The sequence below is a fragment of the Arthrobacter globiformis genome (assembly GCF_030815865.1).
GTDB classification, from domain to species: Bacteria; Actinomycetota; Actinomycetes; order Actinomycetales; family Micrococcaceae; genus Arthrobacter; species Arthrobacter globiformis_B.
Genome location: NZ_JAUSXI010000001.1, coordinates 4,775,060 through 4,794,558 on the forward strand (window position 1 = coordinate 4,775,060; position 19,499 = coordinate 4,794,558).

Annotated in this window: 22 protein-coding genes and 1 tRNA gene; 7 read left to right on the top strand and 16 right to left on the bottom strand. The window is 65.7% G+C overall.

The genetic code is table 11. The features are described 5' to 3' along the window. The 9 genes from QFZ33_RS22290 to QFZ33_RS22330 all read right to left on the bottom strand — a co-directional run bounded on the left by QFZ33_RS22290 (window position 1) and on the right by QFZ33_RS22330 (window position 8,234). Complete coding sequence (locus tag QFZ33_RS22290) at window positions 1-483, bottom strand: gluconokinase (RefSeq protein WP_307031070.1); 483 nt, start codon at window positions 481-483, stop codon at window positions 1-3. Window positions 484-537: 54 nt separating this feature from the next. Beyond that, window positions 538-1,608, bottom strand: coding sequence for an L-idonate 5-dehydrogenase (locus QFZ33_RS22295; protein ID WP_307031072.1), 1,071 nt, complete (start codon window positions 1,606-1,608; stop codon window positions 538-540). Continuing rightward, window positions 1,608-2,378, bottom strand: coding sequence for an SDR family oxidoreductase (locus QFZ33_RS22300; RefSeq protein ID WP_307031957.1), 771 nt, complete (start codon window positions 2,376-2,378; stop codon window positions 1,608-1,610). Before QFZ33_RS22300 ends, QFZ33_RS22295 begins: the two co-directional genes overlap by 1 nt. 138 nt (window positions 2,379-2,516) lie before the next feature. After that, window positions 2,517-3,458, bottom strand: a complete 942-nt coding sequence (locus QFZ33_RS22305) for a 2-hydroxyacid dehydrogenase (protein ID WP_307031074.1) — start codon at window positions 3,456-3,458, stop codon at window positions 2,517-2,519. Between the two features lie 75 nt (window positions 3,459-3,533). Then, window positions 3,534-4,289: an SDR family oxidoreductase gene (locus QFZ33_RS22310; RefSeq protein WP_307031076.1), complete on the bottom strand. Its 756-nt coding sequence runs from the start codon at window positions 4,287-4,289 to the stop codon at window positions 3,534-3,536. Window positions 4,290-4,319: 30 nt separating this feature from the next. Further along, the gene (locus QFZ33_RS22315) at window positions 4,320-5,660 is read right to left on the bottom strand and encodes an MFS transporter (protein ID WP_307031078.1); all 1,341 of its coding nucleotides are present in this window, start codon (window positions 5,658-5,660) and stop codon (window positions 4,320-4,322) included. Between the two features lie 48 nt (window positions 5,661-5,708). Continuing rightward, complete coding sequence (locus QFZ33_RS22320; RefSeq protein ID WP_307031080.1) at window positions 5,709-6,722, bottom strand: biotin-dependent carboxyltransferase family protein; 1,014 nt, start codon at window positions 6,720-6,722, stop codon at window positions 5,709-5,711. After that, the gene (locus QFZ33_RS22325; protein ID WP_307031082.1) at window positions 6,719-7,444 is read right to left on the bottom strand and encodes a 5-oxoprolinase subunit B family protein; all 726 of its coding nucleotides are present in this window, start codon (window positions 7,442-7,444) and stop codon (window positions 6,719-6,721) included. Before QFZ33_RS22325 ends, QFZ33_RS22320 begins: the two co-directional genes overlap by 4 nt. Before the next feature lies 1 nt (window position 7,445). Then, a complete protein-coding gene (locus QFZ33_RS22330; RefSeq protein WP_307031084.1) occupies window positions 7,446-8,234 on the bottom strand; it encodes a LamB/YcsF family protein in 789 nt (262 codons plus the stop codon). A gap of 545 nt (window positions 8,235-8,779) precedes the next feature. Between QFZ33_RS22330 and nac the strand changes: the two genes are divergently transcribed. From nac to QFZ33_RS22345, 3 genes are all read left to right on the top strand, one after another. Continuing rightward, window positions 8,780-9,703, top strand: coding sequence for a nitrogen assimilation transcriptional regulator NAC (gene nac / locus QFZ33_RS22335; protein ID WP_307031086.1), 924 nt, complete (start codon window positions 8,780-8,782; stop codon window positions 9,701-9,703). Between the two features lie 124 nt (window positions 9,704-9,827). Then, window positions 9,828-10,061, top strand: a complete 234-nt coding sequence (locus QFZ33_RS22340) for a hypothetical protein (protein ID WP_307031088.1) — start codon at window positions 9,828-9,830, stop codon at window positions 10,059-10,061. Between the two features lie 499 nt (window positions 10,062-10,560). Continuing rightward, entirely contained in the window at window positions 10,561-12,042 is a 1,482-nt protein-coding gene (locus QFZ33_RS22345) for an HNH endonuclease (protein WP_307031090.1), read from the top strand. A gap of 148 nt (window positions 12,043-12,190) precedes the next feature. Here QFZ33_RS22345 and QFZ33_RS22350 read toward each other — a convergent pair whose 3' ends face one another. Together QFZ33_RS22350 and QFZ33_RS22355 are read right to left on the bottom strand one after the other, a co-directional pair. Further along, window positions 12,191-12,868 (bottom strand): 4-carboxy-4-hydroxy-2-oxoadipate aldolase/oxaloacetate decarboxylase, encoded by a 678-nt coding sequence (locus QFZ33_RS22350; RefSeq protein WP_307031092.1) that lies wholly within the window; start codon window positions 12,866-12,868, stop codon window positions 12,191-12,193. Between the two features lie 51 nt (window positions 12,869-12,919). Then, window positions 12,920-14,128 carry an aspartate transaminase gene (locus QFZ33_RS22355; RefSeq protein ID WP_307031094.1) on the bottom strand — a complete coding sequence of 403 codons (1,209 nt, stop codon included), beginning with the start codon at window positions 14,126-14,128 and terminating at the stop codon, window positions 12,920-12,922. Window positions 14,129-14,369: 241 nt separating this feature from the next. Here QFZ33_RS22355 and QFZ33_RS22360 point away from each other — a divergent pair, with 241 nt between their 5' ends. Continuing rightward, window positions 14,370-14,903, top strand: a complete 534-nt coding sequence (locus QFZ33_RS22360; protein ID WP_307031961.1) for a hypothetical protein — start codon at window positions 14,370-14,372, stop codon at window positions 14,901-14,903. A 204-nt stretch (window positions 14,904-15,107) separates the two neighbouring features. Here QFZ33_RS22360 and QFZ33_RS22365 read toward each other — a convergent pair whose 3' ends face one another. Together QFZ33_RS22365 and QFZ33_RS22370 are read right to left on the bottom strand one after the other, a co-directional pair. Further along, window positions 15,108-15,374, bottom strand: a complete 267-nt coding sequence (locus QFZ33_RS22365; protein ID WP_307031096.1) for a hypothetical protein — start codon at window positions 15,372-15,374, stop codon at window positions 15,108-15,110. Then, complete coding sequence (locus tag QFZ33_RS22370) at window positions 15,371-15,886, bottom strand: flavin reductase family protein (RefSeq protein WP_307031097.1); 516 nt, start codon at window positions 15,884-15,886, stop codon at window positions 15,371-15,373. Before QFZ33_RS22370 ends, QFZ33_RS22365 begins: the two co-directional genes overlap by 4 nt. A gap of 222 nt (window positions 15,887-16,108) precedes the next feature. Here QFZ33_RS22370 and QFZ33_RS22375 point away from each other — a divergent pair. Beyond that, a tRNA-Cys gene (locus QFZ33_RS22375) sits at window positions 16,109-16,179 on the top strand. Window positions 16,180-16,224: 45 nt separating this feature from the next. Here QFZ33_RS22375 and QFZ33_RS22380 read toward each other — a convergent pair. The 3 genes from QFZ33_RS22380 to QFZ33_RS22390 all read right to left on the bottom strand — a co-directional run bounded on the left by QFZ33_RS22380 (window position 16,225) and on the right by QFZ33_RS22390 (window position 18,159). Continuing rightward, window positions 16,225-17,193 carry a GNAT family N-acetyltransferase gene (locus QFZ33_RS22380; RefSeq protein WP_307031099.1) on the bottom strand — a complete coding sequence of 323 codons (969 nt, stop codon included), beginning with the start codon at window positions 17,191-17,193 and terminating at the stop codon, window positions 16,225-16,227. Between the two features lie 235 nt (window positions 17,194-17,428). Continuing rightward, window positions 17,429-17,818, bottom strand: coding sequence for a hypothetical protein (locus tag QFZ33_RS22385; RefSeq protein ID WP_307031101.1), 390 nt, complete (start codon window positions 17,816-17,818; stop codon window positions 17,429-17,431). Next, window positions 17,815-18,159, bottom strand: coding sequence for a PadR family transcriptional regulator (locus tag QFZ33_RS22390; RefSeq protein WP_307031103.1), 345 nt, complete (start codon window positions 18,157-18,159; stop codon window positions 17,815-17,817). Before QFZ33_RS22390 ends, QFZ33_RS22385 begins: the two co-directional genes overlap by 4 nt. Before the next feature lie 128 nt (window positions 18,160-18,287). Between QFZ33_RS22390 and QFZ33_RS22395 the strand changes: the two genes are divergently transcribed. Together QFZ33_RS22395 and modA are read left to right on the top strand one after the other, a co-directional pair. Next, window positions 18,288-18,698, top strand: coding sequence for a TOBE domain-containing protein (locus QFZ33_RS22395; RefSeq protein WP_307031105.1), 411 nt, complete (start codon window positions 18,288-18,290; stop codon window positions 18,696-18,698). After that, complete coding sequence (gene modA, locus QFZ33_RS22400) at window positions 18,695-19,498, top strand: molybdate ABC transporter substrate-binding protein (protein ID WP_307031107.1); 804 nt, start codon at window positions 18,695-18,697, stop codon at window positions 19,496-19,498. The genes QFZ33_RS22395 and modA overlap by 4 nt, the downstream gene beginning before the upstream one ends. Window position 19,499: the final 1 nt, after the last annotated feature.

Genomic DNA, 19,499 nt, shown 5'->3' on the forward strand with positions numbered 1-19,499 from the left:
CTAGGAAAGTTCCAGCCTGCGGACGATGCCGTCCACCAGCGATGCCGGATCGGCGAGGATATCCACGGGAATGTGCGCCTCATCGGTTCCCAGCGGCTCCAACGTCGCAAGCTGCGAAGCCAGGAGGCTGCTGGGCATGTATTCGTGCGCCCGGCCGGTGATCCGGCCCGAAATGGTGGCGGCCCCGCCGGAAAGGTGGATGAACAGCAGGTCAGGTGTGTAGCTGCGCAGCAGGTCCCGGTAGCTCCGCTTGAGGGCCGAGCAGGCAATGATGCGCGTGCCTGCTCCGTCGCTGGGCGTTGCCAGGGCGGCGCCGATCTCGGCGAGCCACGGTGCCCTGTCCTCGTCGTTTAGCTGTGTGCCGCTTGCCATCTTGGCCTTGTTGGCCGGCGGATGACAGTCATCCCCGTCGAAGAAGGGCCCGCCCAGGCGCTCGCCCAGCAGCGCGCCGACGGTCGACTTTCCGCAGCCGGAAATGCCCATGACAACCAGGGGTTGGCAGGTTCGTAATCATTGTTGTTCTTTCCGTTGGTGGCTCTAGCCGGTGAAGTTGAGGAGGACTTTGCCGGATTGGGCGGAGTTGCGGGCGGTCTCGAAGGCTTCGAGGGCGTCGGTGACGGGGTAGTCGTGGGTGATGACCGGGTCAATGCTCAGGGTGCCGTCGGCGAGGGCGGTGATGACCTCGTCGATTTCGTCGTTGAACCGGAACGAGCCGCGCAGGTCCAGTTCGCGGGTGATGGCCAGGGAGATCAGGACCGGCTGCGGGCCGGTGGGCAGCAGCCCGACCAGGACCACGGTCCCGCCCCGGGCAGCGCCCTGGATCGCGGAGGCCAGCCCGTGGTGGTTCCCGGAGGACTCGATCACGACGTCGGCCTGCACCGTGGCGATCGCGTCGGCGTCGGCGGCGTTGAGGACCTCGTCCGCGCCCACCTGTGCGGCGATCTCCAAAGGTTTGGCGTGCATGTCCACCGCCACGATCCGGGCAGCGCCGGCGCGTTTGAGGACCGCGACCGCCAAAGCCCCGATCGGGCCGGACCCGATCACGAGCGCGGTTTTGCCGGCCACGTCCCCGGCCCTTGCCACCGCGTGCCACGCCACGGACGCCGGTTCGATCAAAGCGGCGGTGCGCAGGTCCAGATCCTCGGGCAGGGCCCGGAGCATCCGGACCGGCAGGGTCACGTACCGGCTGAACGCCCCGTCCGTGTGCGGATACCTCGCCGCGGAACCCAGGTACGTGCACCCCGGCGACAGGTTCGGCCTCTCCGCCGGGTACCTGGGCGCGTCCGGGCCCGTGCCGGCTCCGGGGGTGGCCGGGTGCACCGCCACCGGGGTCCCCGCGGCCGGTCCGGTCCCGTCCGCGGCGGCCTTGACGACGCGCCCGGAAATCTCATGGCCCAGCACCAGCGGCGCCTTCAGGATCGACTCCCCCGCCGCGCCGTGCAGCCAGTAATGCAGGTCCGATCCGCAAATCCCCCCGAACAGCACCTCCACGACCGCCTCATCCGGCGCCGGGGCCTTCAGCGGGACCTCGTCGATCCGCAGGTCGCCCTTCGCGTGCGCGACCACCGCCGGACCGGAGACCGGCAGGATTTGTTCTGTGTGTGTCATCAGACCACCACCGTCATTCCGCCGTCGATAAAGATCGTCTGCCCGTTCACAAAATCAGACCCACTGGAGGCCAGCCACACCGCCGGGCCGGCCAAATCCTGCACCGTGCCCCACCGGGCCGCCGGGGTCCGGCCCAGGATCCAGGCATTGAACTGCTCATCATCCACCAGGTTCTGCGTCATCTCGGTATGGATATACCCCGGCGCGATGCCGTTGATCTGCAGACCCGATCCCGCCCACTCCGCGGTCATCGCCCGGGTCAGGTTCCGCAAACCGCCCTTCGCCGCCACGTACGGGGCGATCGTGGGCCGGGCCAGGTCCGTCTGCACCGAACAGATGTTGATGATCTTCCCGTGACCGCGCGGAATCATGTGCCGGGCCGCCTCCCTCCCGACCAGAAACGCGCTGGTCAGGTCCGTGGAGATCACCCGCTCCCAGTCCTTCACGTCCAGCTCCAGCATCGGCACCCGGTGCTGGATCCCGGCATTGTTCACCAGAATCTCCAGCGGGCCCACGTGCTCCTCGACCCACGCCACACCGGCCGCGGCCGCAGCGTCGTCCGTGACATCAAACGCCACACTGTGCACCCGGCCCGGCGCGTACTCCGCGGCCATCACCGCCTCCGCCGCCTTCAACCGCTCCGGATTCACCCCGTTCAACACCACCGTCGCGCCGGCATCGGCCAAAGCCCGCGCCAACGCGTTACCGATCCCCCGGCTCGAACCAGTCACCAGGGCAACCCGCCCAGTCAAATCAAAAAGTGAAGTCATGAAGAGCAGCTCCTTCGCCGCGGTCTGCGCAGTGCGCAAGATGGTGGTTCAGCATATTGGCGCGAACGGACACCTGAGGCCCGTGCGGCCGGGGCCTCAAGTGTCCGTTCGCGCTGTTCGTTTGAAGGGGCCAGTTCCTTAGAACGGGCCGCGCTGCACGAGGTTGCCAGGGGTTTGTCCCGAGGCCAGGGCTTCGAGCTGCTGCCGCAGGAGCTTCAGAATCCGGGGCTGGAAGGCGGACGCGTTGCCGCCGACGTGGGGCGTGATGAGGGCGTTGGGCGTGGACCACAGCGGGTGGTCCTGCGGAAGCGGTTCCGGATCGACGACGTCGAGGGCGCACTGCAGGCGGCCGGACAGGACTTCCTTGGTCAGGGCTGAGGTGTCCACCACCGGGCCGCGGCCCACGTTCACCACGAGGGCGCCGTCGGGCAGGGCAGCGAGGACTTCCTCGCCGATCAGGTGGTGGGTGTGGTCGTTCAGCGGCAGCACCGTAACCAGGATGTCGTGCGTTGCGGCGAGCGCGGCCAGGTCCGCCGAGGCGTGGACCTCGCCGTGCTCGTCGGTCCGCGCTGTGCTTCCTACCCGGGTGACCGTGACCTCGAAGGGCGCCAGGCGGCGGGCAATTTCGTGCCCGATCCCGCCGACGCCCACCAGGAGCACGCGGCGGTCGGCGAGGGACTGGCGCCGCTCCGGCCGCCAGAGGCCGTACTGCTGGTCACGGACGGCCTGGTCGATGCCGCGCAGTTTGGCGAGGATCAAACCCACCGCCAGTTCCGCCGTCGCGGCCGCATGCACGCCGGAGGCGTTGGCGACGCCGGCCGCCGGACCGGCGGCCTCGATGACGCCGTCGTATCCGGTGGACTGTGTCTGGACGAACTTCAGGTCGTCCACCCGGGCGAGCGATCCCAGAACCGCGCCGGCGTTGATGTAGGGGAGGATGACGCCGTCGATCTCTCCCAGCGCCGCGTCCTCGGGTTCCGACTCCATGTCCCAGACGACACCCTTCAGCCCTGCGGGAAGGGGTGAGAGATCGGCGAGCAGTTGCCGGTCGGGGAAGCTGACGGTGCGTACTGGTTGCATCGGAAACCTATCGATTCTGGAGAGCGGGTGGTGAATTGGGTGGGGCCGCTCTGGCTAGCCCCACCCTTGGCAACTTTAGGCCTGGCGCCGGTCGAACGTCAGCCCGCCAGGGACCTGGAAGGTTGGCATGAGTTCCAGCATGCCCACGTTCACGTGGCGGGGTGTTTCAATGGCGTAGTCCATGGCGTTGACGATGTCGTCGGTGGTCAGGGATTCGTAGCCCTCGTAGTACGTCTTCCAGGCCTCTTCCATGGCCTCGGGCGTGCCGCCCATATTGCGTCCGAAGATCTCCGTCTCGACGCGTCCGGGACAGATCTCGGTGACGCGGATACGCTTGCCCACGGTGTCGTTGCGCAGCTGGCGGGAGATCTGGTGCACGGCGGCCTTGGTGGCGTGGTAGACCGTGTGGCCGTAGAAGTTGTACAGGCCGGCGATGGAGCTGATGTTGATGACGTGGCCGCGGTCGCGTTCCACCATGCCCGGCAGGACCAGCCGGGTGAGCTGGAGCAGGCCGCGGAGGTTGACGTCAATGAGTTCGTCGATGTCGCTCTCCGAGGAGTCCAGGATGTTGCCCGGTCGGGACACGCCGGCGCAGTTCACCAGGACGTCAATTTCGAGATCTCCGACGGCGGCGGCCAGGGCCGCGGTGTCGGTCAGGTCGACGATGTGGGGAATGGCGCCGGTCTTGTCGGCCAGGTCGTTCAGGCGTTCCTCGTTGCGGGCCACGGCGTGCACGGTGAGTCCGCGCTTAGTGAGGCGCTCGGCGATCGCGGCACCCATCCCTGTTGAGGCGCCGGTGACGAGGGCGGTTGAGTAGTCTGAAAACGGCATCTAAGTCTCCTGTTATTGCAGTGGTATGTGTTAGGCGTCGCGCAGCGGCAGGTGCGCGCGGTCCTTGACGGTGCTGACGGCCGCCAGCGTGCCCAGCGCGGTGATGACTGCGTAGAAGGCGGGCATGTAAACGTTGCCGGTGGATGAGATCAGCCAGGTCATCAGCAGCGGTGCAGTTCCGCCGAAGAGTGCCGAGGAGATGTTGTAGCCCAGGCCGTAGGCCGAGTACCGGACGCGGGTGGGGAACAGTTCCACGATCAGGATGTGGATCACCGCGGTGTGGCCGGCGAAGACGACGGCCATGATGGAGGCGCCCAGGATGGCCAGGGCCATGTCGCCGGTGGCGATGAGTGCGTAGGAGGGGATGCCGAGGACCGCCATGGCGATTGCCGAGCCGGCGATGACCTTCTTGCGTCCGATGCGGTCGGAGAGGGCGCCCATGAAGGGAATGGCGATGCAGATGACCACGAGGCTGCAGGCGGTGACCAGCAGGGCTTCGGCGATGGTGAAGTTTAGCTGCTTGCCCTTGAGGAACGTCGGCATGTAAGAGAAGAGGACGTAGTAGCCGGAGCCGTTCATCAGCGGGATGAACAGAGCCAGCAGCATGGCGCGGCGGTGTTCGGCGGAAGCGAAGGCTTCCTTCAGCGGGTTCTTGGACAGCCCGCCTTCTTCCTTCAGCTTCACGAAGTTGGGGGTGTCGCTGATCGCCTTGCGGATGTACCAGCCGATGACGCCCATCGGGATGGCCACCAGGAACGGGATGCGCCATGCGAACGAGCCGAAGCCGCCGCCGTCGATCGCTGCCTGTGTGAGCCACGGCGACATGGAGAAGGCGACCAGAGTGCCGGTGAGCAGGGCAGCGAAGGAAGCGATCTGGGCGTAGGAGGTGATGATGCCGCGCTTGCCTTCCGGGGCGTGTTCGGCGAGGAAGGTCATGGCGCCGGCAGCCTCGCCGCCGACGGAGAAGCCCTGGAGCAGGCGAAGCAACACAAGCAACACGGGGGCCGCTATGCCGATGGCCGAGTAGGCGGGCAGGAGCCCAATGCCGGCGGTGGCGACGCTGATCAGCAGGATGACGAAGACCAGGAGCTTTTGGCGTCCGATCTTGTCGCCCAGGATGCCGCAGACGACAGCACCGAGGGGGCGGACAAAGAAGGATACGGCGTAGCCGGCGAAGACGAACAGCAGTGCGTTGTCCGGGTTGCCGGGAGCCAGGAACACGAGCGCAAGCGTTCCGGCCATGAAGGCGAAAATGCCGTTGTCGTAAAGCTCAACAAAAATCCCGACACACCCGGCGGTCACTACTTTCCGGGCCTGCCTCGCATCGAGGCGGTCATGCTGCGGAGCACCCGCACGTGTTGATGTAGACATTTTCATTCCTAACTTGGACTTAGTTCGAGGGGAGGTCATCGGTGATCCTTAGCTGCCGGCTGCCGGTACGAGTTCCGGCCATCCGGGCTCTTTTCCGATGCCAAGGAGGGCGAAGATTGCGTTGACTCGGGAACGGAGGTTTTCCAGTTCCCTTATTGCGGCCCGATGCTTTGCTGTGGCTTCGGGGACGGTGGTCTTGCGGAAGGTGATGGTGTGCCCGGGGCGGGCCTGGGCAAGAGTGTCGAGCGAGCGGCTGGTGACCACTGCCAGAACGGGGTAACCAGCGGTGACGCCGCGTCCCCGGTGCAGCACCAGCAGCTCTTCCCGGGAGGGAACCTCGATGGCGCCGACCGGGACGCCGCGGGACAGCACTTCTGCTGTGGACTGGCGTTCGGGAAGCGCCCCGCCGAGGCGCAGTCCGATGTGGTTGCTCCGGGCGCTGACGGTGTATTCGGTGTTGAACAGCAGCTCTGCCGTCTCGCCGAATTCGTCAACGTCCGGACCGTCAGTGACGTCGATGACCGCCCTGCTGCTGAACCCGGGCCTGGTCAGCCCCAGCCGGAACAGCGGAAGGTCAAAGTATGGCTGCCGGATGGGACCGACGCTCCTGCAGGTCTTCAGCTCCGTGCCCTCGGAAAGCCGGAGTCCGAACCCGATGACCGTATCCGGGGCACAGCTTCCCAGCAGTTCCGGTGCCTCCACCGAACCGTGGACGGCAAGGTAGGAGCGGAGCCCGCCGGTGATGCGGCGCACCGCCACGGTTTCCCCGGCACGTACGGACACCGGTTCCCACTGCGGGCATTCGCGCCCGCCGACGGTGAGCGTCAGCGGTGCGCCGGTGACGGCGATGAGGAGGTCGGTGGTGGCCTGCATGCGGAAGTCCAAGGCGGTTATTTCCAGCAATGGGGCGTTGTCTGCGTTGGCGGCGAGGATGTTAGCCGCCCGTGCCGAGAACTGGTCGAGTGCCCCGTTGACGGGCAGCCCGAACCGGGGTCCGCGGAAGCGGCCCAGGTCCGTGACCACCGAGTTTCCGGGCTGCTGGATGATCAGTGACCCGCTCATTGTGCTGCCTCCAGTTTCCTGCCCGCGTAGTCCGCGAACTCTTCCGGCTGGATCTGGCGGAACGTCAGGAGGTCGCCGGGCAGGTAGGGAACCAGCGGCTCGCTGGCGGCGTCAAGGACCGTCAGCGGGGTCTGCCCGATGACGCACCAACCACCGGGCGCCACCGCCGGGGCGATGACGGCCTGCCGGCCGGCGACGGCCACGGCACCTGCCGGAACGGACAGCCGGGGGTCCTTCAGCCGCGGAACGGGAACCGGAAAATCGGGGCCGTCCATCATGGGTGAGCCGGCAGGGGCGCCGAGGCACCGGATGACGTAGGACTTGGCCGTGTGGAGCGAAATGATCTCCTCCACGGAGAGCTGCTGGTGCTCGGCGACGCGCTCAAGGTCCGGGCCGTATTCGCCGCCGTAGACCACCGGAACGCTGAATTCGCGAGCCGTGCGGGCGGGTGCACCGACGTGCTCCAGCTGGCGCAGGCCTAGGAGGACGAAGGCCCGGACCTGGCGCGCGGAGGTGACCCCGGGGTCAAATTCCACGAGCAGAGAATCGTACGTCGGCACTGCGCCGTGTACGCCGTCGGCCCCTGCAGTCTCAAGCCACTGCGCCAGGGAATGGACGGTGCTCCAGTTGGCCTCCGTGTCAGCGGAGGAGGCGACGACCCGCAGGGCCGAATCCCCGCACTCGAAGATTTCCACCGGAGTTGAATTTGGGGTGCCAGCCATTTCAGGCGACCTTTTCTTTAGCGGCCAGTACCTGCGCCAGCGGTGCGATGGTCACGCCGGCGTTCTCCAGTTCGGCGCGGACCTGGCGGGCCAGCTGCACCGCGCCGGGCGTGTCCCCGTGCAGGAGGACCGTGTCGGCCACAATCGGCAGGTCCGTGCCGGCGACGGTCTCGATGAGCCCCTCGCAGACCATCCGGACGGTGCGTTCGACGATGACGGCAGGATCGTGGATCACGGCGCCGGGGCGGCCGCGGGGAACCAGGGTGCCGTCGGCTTCATAGGCGCGGTCGGCGATGCCGACGATGCCCACCGGGAGCTGCCGATCGGCAGCGGCGGAGGCCAGTTCGCCGTCCTGAGCCAGGACGATGAGGCCGGGGTTCAGTCGGGCGGCGGCATCGGCCACGGCCGCTGCGTAGTCGGCGCGGGTGGCAACGAGGTTGCCCAGGCGGCCGTGCGGTGCAATGTGGGCGACGGTGGTGCCGTGGTAGGCGGCGAAGGCGCTCAGCGCGCCGAACTGGTACAGGACGTCGTTGCGGACCTCGTCCGCCGTCAGGTCCATGGCGCGCCGGCCGAAGCCCCGCAAGTCAGGGAAGCTCGGGTGCGCCCCGATGCTGACGCCGCGGCGGACACATTCAGCGACCGTGGCGTGCATGATGTCCGGGTCACCGGCGTGGAAGCCGCAGGCGATGTTGGCACTGGAAACCACCTCAAGCAAGGCCGCGTCGTCGCCCATCGAGTAGGCGCCGAAGCCTTCTCCAAGATCTGCGACGAGATCAACTGTGGGTCCCATTATCTGCCTTCCTGGGTGGTTAGCTGCGGCCCTGCCCGCCGGGGCAAAGGGATCAGCTGCGCTGGTGATGAGGTGTGTCCGAACTGGCCCTGTGAGGGGGGTTCCGTTCCGGTGCTGCCGGGCTACCGGCTTCTGGAAAAAAGTCTGACACCGGGATTTGGCTCACACAAAGACGTAATCGGTGTCACGGGATAGGTGCCGGTTATGACCACCGCCGCAGTGGAGTCCATGACCGTCTCCTTCCCACTAAGGAGGGTTCGGCCCTTGCCGGCCGCCCTCGTTGCATTGAACATATGGAGCGTTTATTTCGGGAATGTAAAACAGGTCGCCTATTTCAATAAAATCCATTTCTATGCAAAATGCATCTGACCCCATCGGGAAATTGCATCTCACCCGAGGGGATAGAATGTACCCCTAATGAAATAGCGTTCTGGGTTCAACCTAGTGTCAGCGATGTGGATCACACAAAGACCTATTGCGTGTCCCTCCATAGCATCCCGTTATGACCTTGCGGGTTCAGGACGCCGCAAAGAGAGAGGGCGGCCGTGGATACCAGGAAGCTGGCGTACTTCGTACAGATCGTGGACTCGGGGAGCATCACCAAGGCCGCGGCTGCGCTGCACGTGGCCCAGCCGGCCCTGAGCCAGCAGGTTTCGGCGCTCGAGACTGAACTGAAGCAGCGCCTGCTGATCCGCAGCAAGCAAGGCGTGCAGCCCACAGCTGCCGGGCACACGCTATACCGCCACGCCCAGTCCATCCTGCGGCTCGTCGCGCAGGCCCGGGTGGACGTTGCCAAGTCAGGGGCGGCGCCGTCCGGCCGAGTGTCCATTGCCATTGCGCCCTACAGCATGGCATCGAGCCTCACCCCGCAGATCATCAGCGAAGTGGCCCGCCGGTACCCGGACATCGTCCTGCACGTCACGGAAATCTACGGCGGCGTACTGAGCGAGGCGATCAAGAACGGCCGGCTGGACATGGCGCTCATCTACGAGCCCGGTCCTATCCGCGGTGTCCTTTTCACAACGATGATCGTCGAGGACCTGCACTTGGTGGTCAACGCCGCCAAGCCGGATGTTAACGCGGAGAACGGCGAGATCACGCTGGAGGAAGTGGCCCGGCTGGGGCTCTTCCTTCCCGAGAAGATCCACACGCTCCGACAGGCGGTAGAGGCAGGCTTTGACAGCAAGGGGCTCAAACTTCAGCTGGTGGGTGAAGTGGAATCAGTGCCCTCGCTGGCCCGGCTGCTGCGTGCCGACCTTGGGGCCACGATCCTGCCCAAGTCGGCTGCAGACGCGCTGTTCCACGAGGAAGACTTCCACGTCCTGCGGATCGTGGACCCTGCCCTGCAGTGCAAGATCGCGCTGTGCACACCCGATCACGACCCCCTCTCGGAGGCGGCATCGGCCGTGCTCCTGGTGCTGAAGGAAATGCTCCAGGAAATGCTCAACGATAAGTACGGCCGCTCATAGGTTTGGCTTATTAGGGCACTCATCATTTGTCTTAGTAACCACGTCCCCGGGATTCTAATATTGGTGGCAAGCCAAGAAATTGCGGCGAATCATATTCCGCAAACAAATCAACGGGGAGCCAGCCATGAAAAAGATCAGCACCGCCAGGAGAACTTCAGACCCAAGCCTGGGGCTTATGGCCAAAACCGGGTCGCACTGCCCGACCAACGGGTTCTGGCGGCCAGAGGACCGGTCCGCAGCGCCCATCTTCGTTTTCGAGGGCAGCATCATGCCGGTCAGCGGAGGCGGGTCGACGGTCTGGTACTTGGAGGACGCCGTCTTCGGCGCCCCGGCCTACCCCGTCCCCCACCGCGTCTAGCCGGCCCTCCCCTGCCTCCCAACTGGGTACCAGCACAGGGCGTTCTCAAGGCTGGGAACGCCCTGAGCTGCTACCCAGTTTCCACTCCCCCACGGGATGCAACCCCGTACGACGGCGGTGCTGCCGCGGCTCGCGCTTCCTGCTCGCCACTGCGCCCAACTAGGTAGCATTTCAGGGCGTTCTCAAGGCTGGGAACGCCCTCAACTGCGACCCACTTTCACTTCTCAGGTGGATCTAAGAAACTTTGGATTCATCCCGCATCTGGTGCCCGGTCGGCCCTTAAATGTCGTAGCCTCTTGGCAGACTGAGTCCATGGAAGGCATCCGGAATTCGGCACTGACAGCGGGGGCGCCGCGCGGCGGTGTTCTGCAGGCTGCTGCGGTTCCTGACGCCCTTCTTGCAGACGCCGTTTTTCCTGTTGACGCGTTCCCCGAGGATGTGTTCGCGAACGACGGGCTTCCGTTTGACGATGACCTCGATGCCCCGTATCCGGCATCTCTTGGACGAAAGCTTTTTCGACGGCGGTACTTTTCACGGCGGCGCTTTTGAAGACGGCGTTCCCGCCAGCGCCGCTACTGTCCGTCACGTTGCGGCCGGTGCCTCTGCAACAACCCCGGGGTGGTTTCTCCCTGCAGTTGACCTCACCGCTGACAATGCCGCGCTGATCGACCAGGTACGGGTCTACGAGAATTTCAAGTGCTGGGCCGCCGGGCAGCAGGCGAGGCTTGCTGTGGCCTTCGAGGCCCGGCTCCGGCAGGAATCCACCGATCGGCCGCCACTGGCTGCGGAGGACCTGGGCAAGGACCGCGGCAAAGACCGGGACCTGGGCGCGGCTGAGCAGATCGCGCTGGCCCGCGGCGAGTCCCCGAACCGCGGGCACCGGCTCCTCGGCACAGCCAAAGCCTTGGTGCAGATGCCTCACGCCCAGGCCGCCCTGGACACCGGGCAGCTCAATGAAGAGCGCGTCATGCTCGTCGTGAAAGAGACTGCCTGCTTGAGTGTCGAGGACCGGACTGCCGTCGACGAGGAACTCGCCGCCGACACCGGAACCTTCACCGGCGCCGGGACACGCGCCGTTATCGCCGCGGTCCGGGCGGCCGCGATCCGCAGGGATCCCCGTTCCGTGGCCCAGCGGGCCAGCCATGCCGCGTCGGAGCGGAGGGTCAGCCTGCGCCCGGCCCCGGACTGCATGACGTACCTGACGGCGCTGCTGCCCGTCCACCAGGGCGTCGCCGTGTACGCGGCACTGACCCGGAACGCCGACACCCTCCACGCCGCCGGAGATCCGCGCTCCCGTGACCAGCTCACGGCCGACACCCTGGTCGAGCGGACCACCGGCACCCCCGGCGGCATCACCGGGATCGAGCTCAACCTCGTCATGACCGACCGGACCCTCCTTCAAGGCGATAGCGAACCCGCCCGGATACCCGGCTACGGCATCGTCCCCGCCGACTGGGCACGCGATCTCGTCACGCAGGGACAAGGTTCCGCCCAGTTCCAGCATCCGGGCCGGCCGGATCGCGGCCAGCCCGGCGAGGTCGATTCAACCGCCATGACGGAGCTGAAGACCTGGATCCGGCGCCTCTATACCACCCCCGGGACCGGCGACCTGGTGGCGATGGACTCGCGAAGACGGCTCTTCCCGGCACCGCTGCGCCGCTTCATCCAAATCCGGGACGACACCTGCCGCACCCCCTACTGCGACGCCCCAATCCGCCATCACGACCACATCATCCCCTGGCACGACGGCGGAACCACCAGCCTGGCCAACGGCGCGGGACTGTGCGAAGCCTGCAACCACACCAAAGAACTGCCCGGCTGGAAGGCAAAGCCCAGACCAGGTCCAAGGCACACCATCGAACTGACAACGCCCACCGGCCACACCTACCGCTCCACGGCACCGCCGCTACCCGGATCTAGATGGCCCGGAACCGGGGTGTGCGAAACACATCAGCCCGAACGTGTCGGCCCAGCGCCGTAAATAGGCGAGGCTGGACGGCAATTCCGCGGCCCCGGGGAGCACAGACAGTAGAGCGAAGCGTGGGAGGCAGAGGGCGGCAGCCTAGGTACGCCTCAGGCGGGACAGAAGGCTGTCCCGCCTGAGGCGACGACGCTACGCGAACACGCGACTACGCGTGCTCCACCAGCAGACCCTTGGCCTTCAGCACCTCGGTGAGGTTGCACAGCTCGATGGTGGTTCCGCCGGCCTTGTAGAGGCCGATGAGCTCGCGCTCGGCGTCGTCACGTTCTTGGGAGAGGCGGATGACTTCCTCGATCTCGTCCTTCCGGACAACGACAACACCGTCGGCATCGCCGCGCAGGACGTCGCCGGGGTAGATGATCTCGTCACCGAAAACCACAGGGTGGTTGATGGGGCCGATGGTTTCCTTGACGGTGCCCTTGATCGAGACACTGCCGGAGAAGACGGGCAGTCCCAGCTCGATGAGGTCCTGGGTGTCGCGGACACCGGAGTCCGTCACCAGGCCCGCGAGGCCCTTGGCCTTCATGGCGTTGCCGAGGACGTCGCCGAACGTACCGGCTTCCTCATACTCCCCCGCCGCGGCCAGGATAACGTCGCCGGCCTCGGCGTAATGGATGGCCACCTGCAACATGAGGTTATCCCGCGGAGCACAGCGGACGGTGGTGGCGGGGCCGCAGAAGGACATGCTGCGGTCGATCGGCTTGATCCTGGAGCTCAGCGCTCCTTTGCGGCCCTGTGCCTCGTGGATCGTGGCCGAGGAGAACTGCGCCAGGCGGCGGACGGCGGCGGCGTCGGGTCGTTCGATGTTGGTCTTTACGTGGATCACGGAATTTTCCTTCATTTGGTGGGGGTTAGCTGAGGGCCCGTTTGGTGGGGGTTAGCTGAGGGCCCGGACAGCTTTGTCGATGGCTGCGATGGACTCTTCGATGACGTCGAGGCTGGTGGCGTAGGAGATGCGGAAGTACGGGCCCAGGCCGTAGGCCGAGCCCTGGATGACGGCGACGGAGGCTGCCTCGAGAAGGTAGAGCGTGAAGTCCTCGTCGTTGGCGATGACTTTCCCCTCCGGGGTGGTCTTGCCGATGGCGCCGCCGCAGTTGACGTACGCGTAGAAGGCGCCTTCCGGCGTCGCGCATGAAAGGCCGTCGACGGCGTTCAGCGCGGCTACCGCCGCATCGCGCCGGCCGCGGTAGACCTCGACGCTCTCCCGCAAGAAGGCCTGGTCGCCGGTGAGCGCTGCGGCGCTGGCGGCCTGGCTCACGGAGGACGGGCAGGAGGAGATCTGCGACTGGAGCTTGTTTATCGCCGCGATCAGCGGCGCCGGCCCGGCGGCGTAACCCAGCCGCCAGCCGGTCATGGCGTAGGCCTTCGAAACGCCGTTGACGGCAAGGATGCGGTCCTTGAGTTCCGGAGCAACCTCCACCAGGCTCTGGATCCGGCCGGAGCCGAAGTAGATCTGGTCGTAGATCTCGTCCGTCAGGACACAAACCTGCGGGAAGTTCGCGAGGACATCCGCCAGGGCCCGCAGTTCCGACGGGGAGTACACAGCACCTGTGGGGTTCGACGGGGTGTTGAGGATGACCCACTTGGTCCGCTCGTTGAGTGCCCCGGCCAAGGCTTCGGGCGTGAGCTTAAAGCCAGACTCCTCGCTGCAGGTGACAACCACCGGGGTGCCCTCGTTCGCGAGCACCATGTCCGGGTAGGAAACCCAGTACGGTGCGGGAACCACAACCTCGTCGCCCGCGTCCAGGGAAGCCATGAATGCCGTGAAGATCACCTGCTTGGCGCCACCGCCGATGGTGATCTCAGCCGGGGTGTAGTGGATGCCGGTGCGCAGTTCGATGGTCTCCAGGATCGCCTTCTGCAGTGCTGGCGTGCCGGTGACCGAGGTGTACTTCGTCTCGCCCTTGCTGATCGCCTCAACCGCCGCCGCCTTGATGTGCTCAGGGGTATCGAAGTCCGGCTCACCGACCGTCAGGTCCAGGATCCGGCGCCCTTCTGCCTTCAGCTCACGCACGCGGGCCGCTGCGGCCACGCTGGCAGATTGCTTGATGCGGGACACTCGCGATGCAGGTTCAAATTCAGACATGGTCTCTTCCTAGGGAGTCAGGAGGGAGCGATACTCGTTCCTTCGACACTAGGGAATCCAGGGCGGTCTGGATAAGACCTAATCTGCGTGGACGGATAAGCGTCCCTTATGGACCGCCGTCGTTCTTTGCCAAGGCACCCAACCCAAACTTTTTGGTTATGGCTCCACGCACTATAGGTATTTCCGCCCCTCCGTCCGTGCTGCCTAGCCTTCTAGGTAAGTCGTGAATCCGAACCGAGGAGTGCTGTTGGCTATTCTGCACCGCGAGGACCGCCGGGAAGGCTGCTACCGCTACCGCGGGACCGCGAAACCCGACAAGGCCGCTATCCAGGCGGAAAAGACGCGCAAGCTGCTCCGGGACAGCCGGCAGCGGATTTCCTTCAATGCCACCAGCATGCGCGCCCTCTCCGTCCGGCTGAACCAGCAGATCGCCCAGGCGCTCTGCGACGGCATGAAGGTAACCCGCCTCGCCGAAGCCGCGGAACTCTCCCGCTGGGCGGTCCGCACCGTGGGCCTGTCGTCCGACGACCTTCTCCCGTCCGGGATGCCGGCGGAGCAGCATCTTGCCGCGATCGGCCAGCTCAAGTCGGAACTGGTTGAACTTGAAGAGTCCAAAATTGCCCTGGAAGGCCGCCGCCTGAACCTCCTGGCAGCAGCACGACGGTGGGGACTTCTGGATGACTACGAGCTGGCCGCCCTCAGCGGGCTGCAACGAGAGACCATCCGGAAGATGACCTGGGGCGTCCAGCCCCAATCCGGCGCTATCCCGGCGTAAATCTGCACCCGGCGTCGTGCGCGTCAGGCCCATGACTGAGGAGGAACGGGGGAAGATCCTCCATGAGTCCCGTCCGTCCAAGGGCTGCCTGAAGGGATGATGCTCCACCAGGGGCACCGGCCATGGATGTCAGAACTGGTCCAGCAGGCGGACCACCGACGCAGGGAGAGGTTGGAAAACCGGGGCCGGTAGCGGGTGTAGGGGTCAAGCCGTCCGGAGGCGCACGCCGTCGCGGTTGCCGTACATCTGGCGTCCCTGCCCGGCGGAACTGATGACCCACACCAGGCCGGAGTCCGGTGTCTTGGAATCGACGCGGCCGGTGTAGGAGTGCCCGGCGGGAAGCGTGACTTCAACCGTGGTCCCTATCTTGATGGCTTCCCAGTCCTCCGCGGGCTGCCACACGTCGTCGCCGATTTCCGGCTGAACGTGCCGGCGGCCGCGCCGCCGCGACGTGGCCTTGACCGGTGTCATGCGGCGCCCTCCAGGATTTTGACCAGTGGCTGCACGGAGACGTAGCCGCCCTTGAAGAAAAGGAGGGGATCGACGCCGGAACGGGCACTCAGGGCGTGGACCGCGGCCACCACGATGGTATGGTCGCCGCCGTCGTACTCCTGGCGCAGCTCGCAGTCCACCCAGGCCAGGGCGCCCTCGAGGACAGGGTTGCCGAGGGGCGACGGCGAGTGGTCCACGCCGGCGAACTTGTCCGCGCCGGACCGCGCGAACTGGGCCGCGAGGTGCTGGTGGTCGGCCGGAAGGATGTTGACGGTGAAGCGGCCCGCCTGGCGCAGCAGCGGCCAGGTGCTGGAGGTCCGCGCCGGGCTGAAGGTCACCAGTGCCGGTTCCAGCGAGAGGGATGCGAAGGACTGGCAGGTGAACCCGGCGGGGCCGTTCTCGGTGGCCGCAGTGATCACGGTCAGGCCCGTTGCGAAGTGGCCCAGCACGTCGCGGAGCCGGCGCGGGCTGAGGTCTGAGAGTTCCGTCATGGCGAGTCCTTTCGAGGCGTGTAGACCCAATCAAGCACCTTGCTGCCCGCTTCCCAACCCCGGCTGCAACGTACTGACGCGCACTGAAACGCAGTTTCACCGGCCGAAGCGGGGCGTAACAAAACCAGCCAACTTCCAGGCCCCCGTGTCTTGAACCGCAATGTGATGACCGAGTTCTACACGTACAGGACACCGGGCCTGGGCTTGCCTAGGCTACCGGTACGTGGTGTGCCCGAGAGGACAGGGAGCGGTCTGCAAAACCGTTGAAGCGGGTTCGAATCCCGCCATCACGTCCGATAAGTGGACGCCTGCCGCTCCGGGGTAATGTGTCCGCTGGTTCAGCGCCAGTCGTCGATCACGTAGGAGTCGGCATGGCTGTAACCGGGCTCGTTGGGCCGGTGCATGGTCACACCCTGCACCCCGGTACGGAAACCGCGAGCGATCATTCGCTGATAGGCATCCGGGCGGCCGAGGTTCATCCCGGCGTCGAGCTGGCCCAGTCCGCGCTCGGTTGCCAACTGCTCGCAGGCATCGAGCAGACGTTCGAATCTGTCACCAGCATGCGGGCCGGGGCGTACGGCACCGAACTTGATGAAGCACACGTCCGTGCCCGCCTCCGATCCCGGTCCGCAGTGACACACAGCCAGCCCATCGAGCCCTGATTCGCCCGGTAGCAGCACGGTGTCGCCGAGTCCCTGTGCATGCACGGCCATGATCTCGCGTCCGAGATCCAGACCCTCGTACACAGCGTCCGTCAGCGCGCGGCAGGCACCAAGGTAGTCTTGCTGGTCCGCGGCGGACAACTCGGCATACATCGTCCGGCCGGGCACCGCGCCACGGGGCTTCACCTGCTTGCGCATGACGGCGGTCAGGAATCGGGGCCAGAAGCCGTAGCGGCGGTAAAGTTCGAGATGTTTTGGACTGTGCGAGAAGGTGAACAGGCCAAGGTGGTTGTTCCCCCATGTCTCGAAGCACCCCATGACCGGCTCCATCAGGCTTTGACCAACGCCGCGGTCCCACAGGTCCGGACGCACGGTCAACGGTCCGAAGAACCCGACGCTGCCCCAGTTCGCCGCAAAGATCGATCCCACAAGGTCGCCGTCCACCGTAGCGGCGAAGGCGGCATGAGCATCAGCGGCAAAGCGAGTACGGACATAGTCTGCGGTCCCGAACAGGTCGGGGACTCCGAGGAACGTCCCGAACGCCACCCTGAGAATCTCGTCAGCGCGGTCGAGGTCCGCCTCGCGCAGTGGGCGGACCGACACCGGGCCGCTGGTACTCTTTCGCCTGGTTTGCTCTGCGGTCATGAGCTTGTCCCTCCACGACGTCGTCTTGCTGCCGCACCCAGCGCAAACCCAGACGGGGCGTATCCGACAGCGCTGGAGATAGGTCCCGTGGAGTATGGAAATCGCTGGGCGCGTTGCTTGTGTGATCTGGATTATGGCCCGCGTTGGCCATGCCGTCCAGTGTGTGCGTCAACGCGCCGGACCTTACCGTTTTTTCTACAGGTGAAGGAGGATGACGACGACTGCGATTCTACTGCTACGTCTGTTGGAGGGAACGGGGCGCCGGGCGGAGGTAGTCGGTCAGGAAACCGGCGAGGACGCCTCCCAGGATTACGGCGAGCGCCGGCAGGAGCGTTATGGGCCCCACGCTTTCCCGGAGATCGATGCCCAGGAAGGGCGTGACGACGACGGCCAGCACGTACGCTATGGACACCGCCGCGGCGATGGTGGTGACGGCCGCTCCCCGTGACCGCCGCCTTCCCTTTGGGAACTGCTTGGCGTAGTCCTGTGCAGCCCCGAACTCGTCCTTTGCCGGCGTTCCGGCGGCCGCTTCATGGGCCCGCACCTCCTCCAGCGTTTCGGCAATCTCGCGCTCGGAAATGCCACGGATCCGAAGGTTGAAGGCCAGGTCGCGCTCGTACGTCATGGGGTTTCCTGTCTGCTTGTCCGAATCCTGCTGAGTGCGTCATCCATCTGCTGCCAGGCGTCCGCCGCGCGGACCAGGTCCGCACGGCCTTCGCCGGTGATGGCGAACTGCTTGCGGCCCGGACCCGCCGAGTCGTGCTGCCAGACATGGCTAACCAGTCCCTGCTCCTCCAGTCGCCGCAACAGCGGATACAGCGTCCCGCCCTTGGTCCTCGGGAACCCTCCAGCGCGGAGGACTTCGATCATGGCGTAGCCGTGCATCTCAGCGCTCATTAGGAGCGCGAGCACTGCATGCGGGAGGGCAGCCCGAGTCAGCTCCTGCTGCCAGTCGATTCCGCCCATAGGCAGATAGTTACACTACTTAGATTGGATGGCAATCCTTGTTGTCGGATGGACCGTTGAACCGACGGAATAATCGAATTTGCGGTAAAAAGCCCCATGAATCTCCGCAAATAGTGGAATATGGTGCTATGCCGAAAATCCGCATCTCCGAAGCAGCGCGCTTTCTGGGCGTCAGCGACGACACCGTCCGCCGCTGGACCGAGAACGGGACCCTGACCCCGATCAAGGACGCCTCTGGCCGGCTGGCCGTCGAGGGAATTGAACTCGCCCACCTTGCGCGCGACCAGGCGCAGCTGCCCGAGGACCCCACCCGTGTAGGCAGCTCTGCCCGCAACCGGTTCGTTGGCCTGGTCACCGGCATCACCGCGGACAAGGTCATGGCCCAAGTGGAACTGCAGTGCGGCCCCTTCCGCGTCGTCTCCCTCATGAGCAGCGAAGCCGTCCGTGAACTCGGCCTGGAACTCGGGTCCGTGGCCACCGCCGTGGTCAAAGCCACCACCGTCATCATCGAAACACCCCAGGGAAAGAGCATCATTTGAACGTCACCCGCGTGCGCATCGGCGCCCTGCTGGCCACCGGCGTCCTTGCAGCCGGGCTGGCCGGCTGCGCCGCTTCCAATACGGCGAGCGGCACAACCCAAAACGGCAGTTCGACGGCGGCCGGTACCGGCGCCGTGACTGTTTACGCCGCCGCGTCGCTGAAGACGACGTTCACCAAGATCGCCTCCGAGTTCGAGGCCGCAAACCCGGGCACCAAGGTCATACTGAACTTCGCCGGGTCCTCGGACCTGATCACGCAGATTACCCAGGGCGCCCCGGCCGACGTGGTCGCCTCCGCCGACACCAAGAACATGGCCAAGCTCTCCGACGCCAAGCTCATCGATGGAGCGGCAAGCAACTTCGCCACAAACGTCTTGGAGATTGCCGTGCCGCCAGCCAATCCGGCGTCGATCAGTTCCTTTGCGGACCTGGCGAAGCCGGGCGTCAAGGTGGTTGTCTGCGCACCGCAGGTTCCCTGCGGCTCCGCCACCGAGACGGTGAAGAAGGCCGCCGGAACCACACTGAAACCTGTCAGCGAGGAATCCTCCGTGACCGATGTGCTCGGCAAGGTCACCTCCGGGGAAGCCGACGCCGGGCTGGTCTATGTCACCGACGTCAGGAGCGCAGGCAACAAGGTCAAGGGCATCCCATTCAACGAGTCGGACAAGGCAGCGAACACCTACCCGATCGCCACCGTGGGCAGCAGCAAAAACAAGGAATTGGCCAAGGCCTTCATCGCCATGGTCACCGGCACCGAAGGCAGGAAGGTCCTCAGTGACGCCGGTTTCGGCACCCCGTAGC

Coding starts and splice junctions, on each gene's coding strand:
- QFZ33_RS22290 (WP_307031070.1), bottom strand. CDS start 483: ATGGGCATTTCCGGCTGCGGAAAGTCGACCGTCGGCGCGCTGCTGGGC.
- QFZ33_RS22295 (WP_307031072.1), bottom strand. CDS start 1,608: ATGACACACACAGAACAAATCCTGCCGGTCTCCGGTCCGGCGGTGGTC.
- QFZ33_RS22300 (WP_307031957.1), bottom strand. CDS start 2,378: ATGACTTCACTTTTTGATTTGACTGGGCGGGTTGCCCTGGTGACTGGT.
- QFZ33_RS22305 (WP_307031074.1), bottom strand. CDS start 3,458: ATGCAACCAGTACGCACCGTCAGCTTCCCCGACCGGCAACTGCTCGCC.
- QFZ33_RS22310 (WP_307031076.1), bottom strand. CDS start 4,289: ATGCCGTTTTCAGACTACTCAACCGCCCTCGTCACCGGCGCCTCAACA.
- QFZ33_RS22315 (WP_307031078.1), bottom strand. CDS start 5,660: ATGTCTACATCAACACGTGCGGGTGCTCCGCAGCATGACCGCCTCGAT.
- QFZ33_RS22320 (WP_307031080.1), bottom strand. CDS start 6,722: ATGAGCGGGTCACTGATCATCCAGCAGCCCGGAAACTCGGTGGTCACG.
- QFZ33_RS22325 (WP_307031082.1), bottom strand. CDS start 7,444: ATGGCTGGCACCCCAAATTCAACTCCGGTGGAAATCTTCGAGTGCGGG.
- QFZ33_RS22330 (WP_307031084.1), bottom strand. CDS start 8,234: ATGGGACCCACAGTTGATCTCGTCGCAGATCTTGGAGAAGGCTTCGGC.
- QFZ33_RS22340 (WP_307031088.1), top strand. CDS start 9,828: ATGAAAAAGATCAGCACCGCCAGGAGAACTTCAGACCCAAGCCTGGGG.
- QFZ33_RS22355 (WP_307031094.1), bottom strand. CDS start 14,128: ATGTCTGAATTTGAACCTGCATCGCGAGTGTCCCGCATCAAGCAATCT.
- QFZ33_RS22365 (WP_307031096.1), bottom strand. CDS start 15,374: ATGACACCGGTCAAGGCCACGTCGCGGCGGCGCGGCCGCCGGCACGTT.
- QFZ33_RS22370 (WP_307031097.1), bottom strand. CDS start 15,886: ATGACGGAACTCTCAGACCTCAGCCCGCGCCGGCTCCGCGACGTGCTG.
- QFZ33_RS22380 (WP_307031099.1), bottom strand. CDS start 17,193: ATGACCGCAGAGCAAACCAGGCGAAAGAGTACCAGCGGCCCGGTGTCG.
- QFZ33_RS22385 (WP_307031101.1), bottom strand. CDS start 17,818: ATGACGTACGAGCGCGACCTGGCCTTCAACCTTCGGATCCGTGGCATT.
- QFZ33_RS22390 (WP_307031103.1), bottom strand. CDS start 18,159: ATGGGCGGAATCGACTGGCAGCAGGAGCTGACTCGGGCTGCCCTCCCG.
- QFZ33_RS22395 (WP_307031105.1), top strand. CDS start 18,288: ATGCCGAAAATCCGCATCTCCGAAGCAGCGCGCTTTCTGGGCGTCAGC.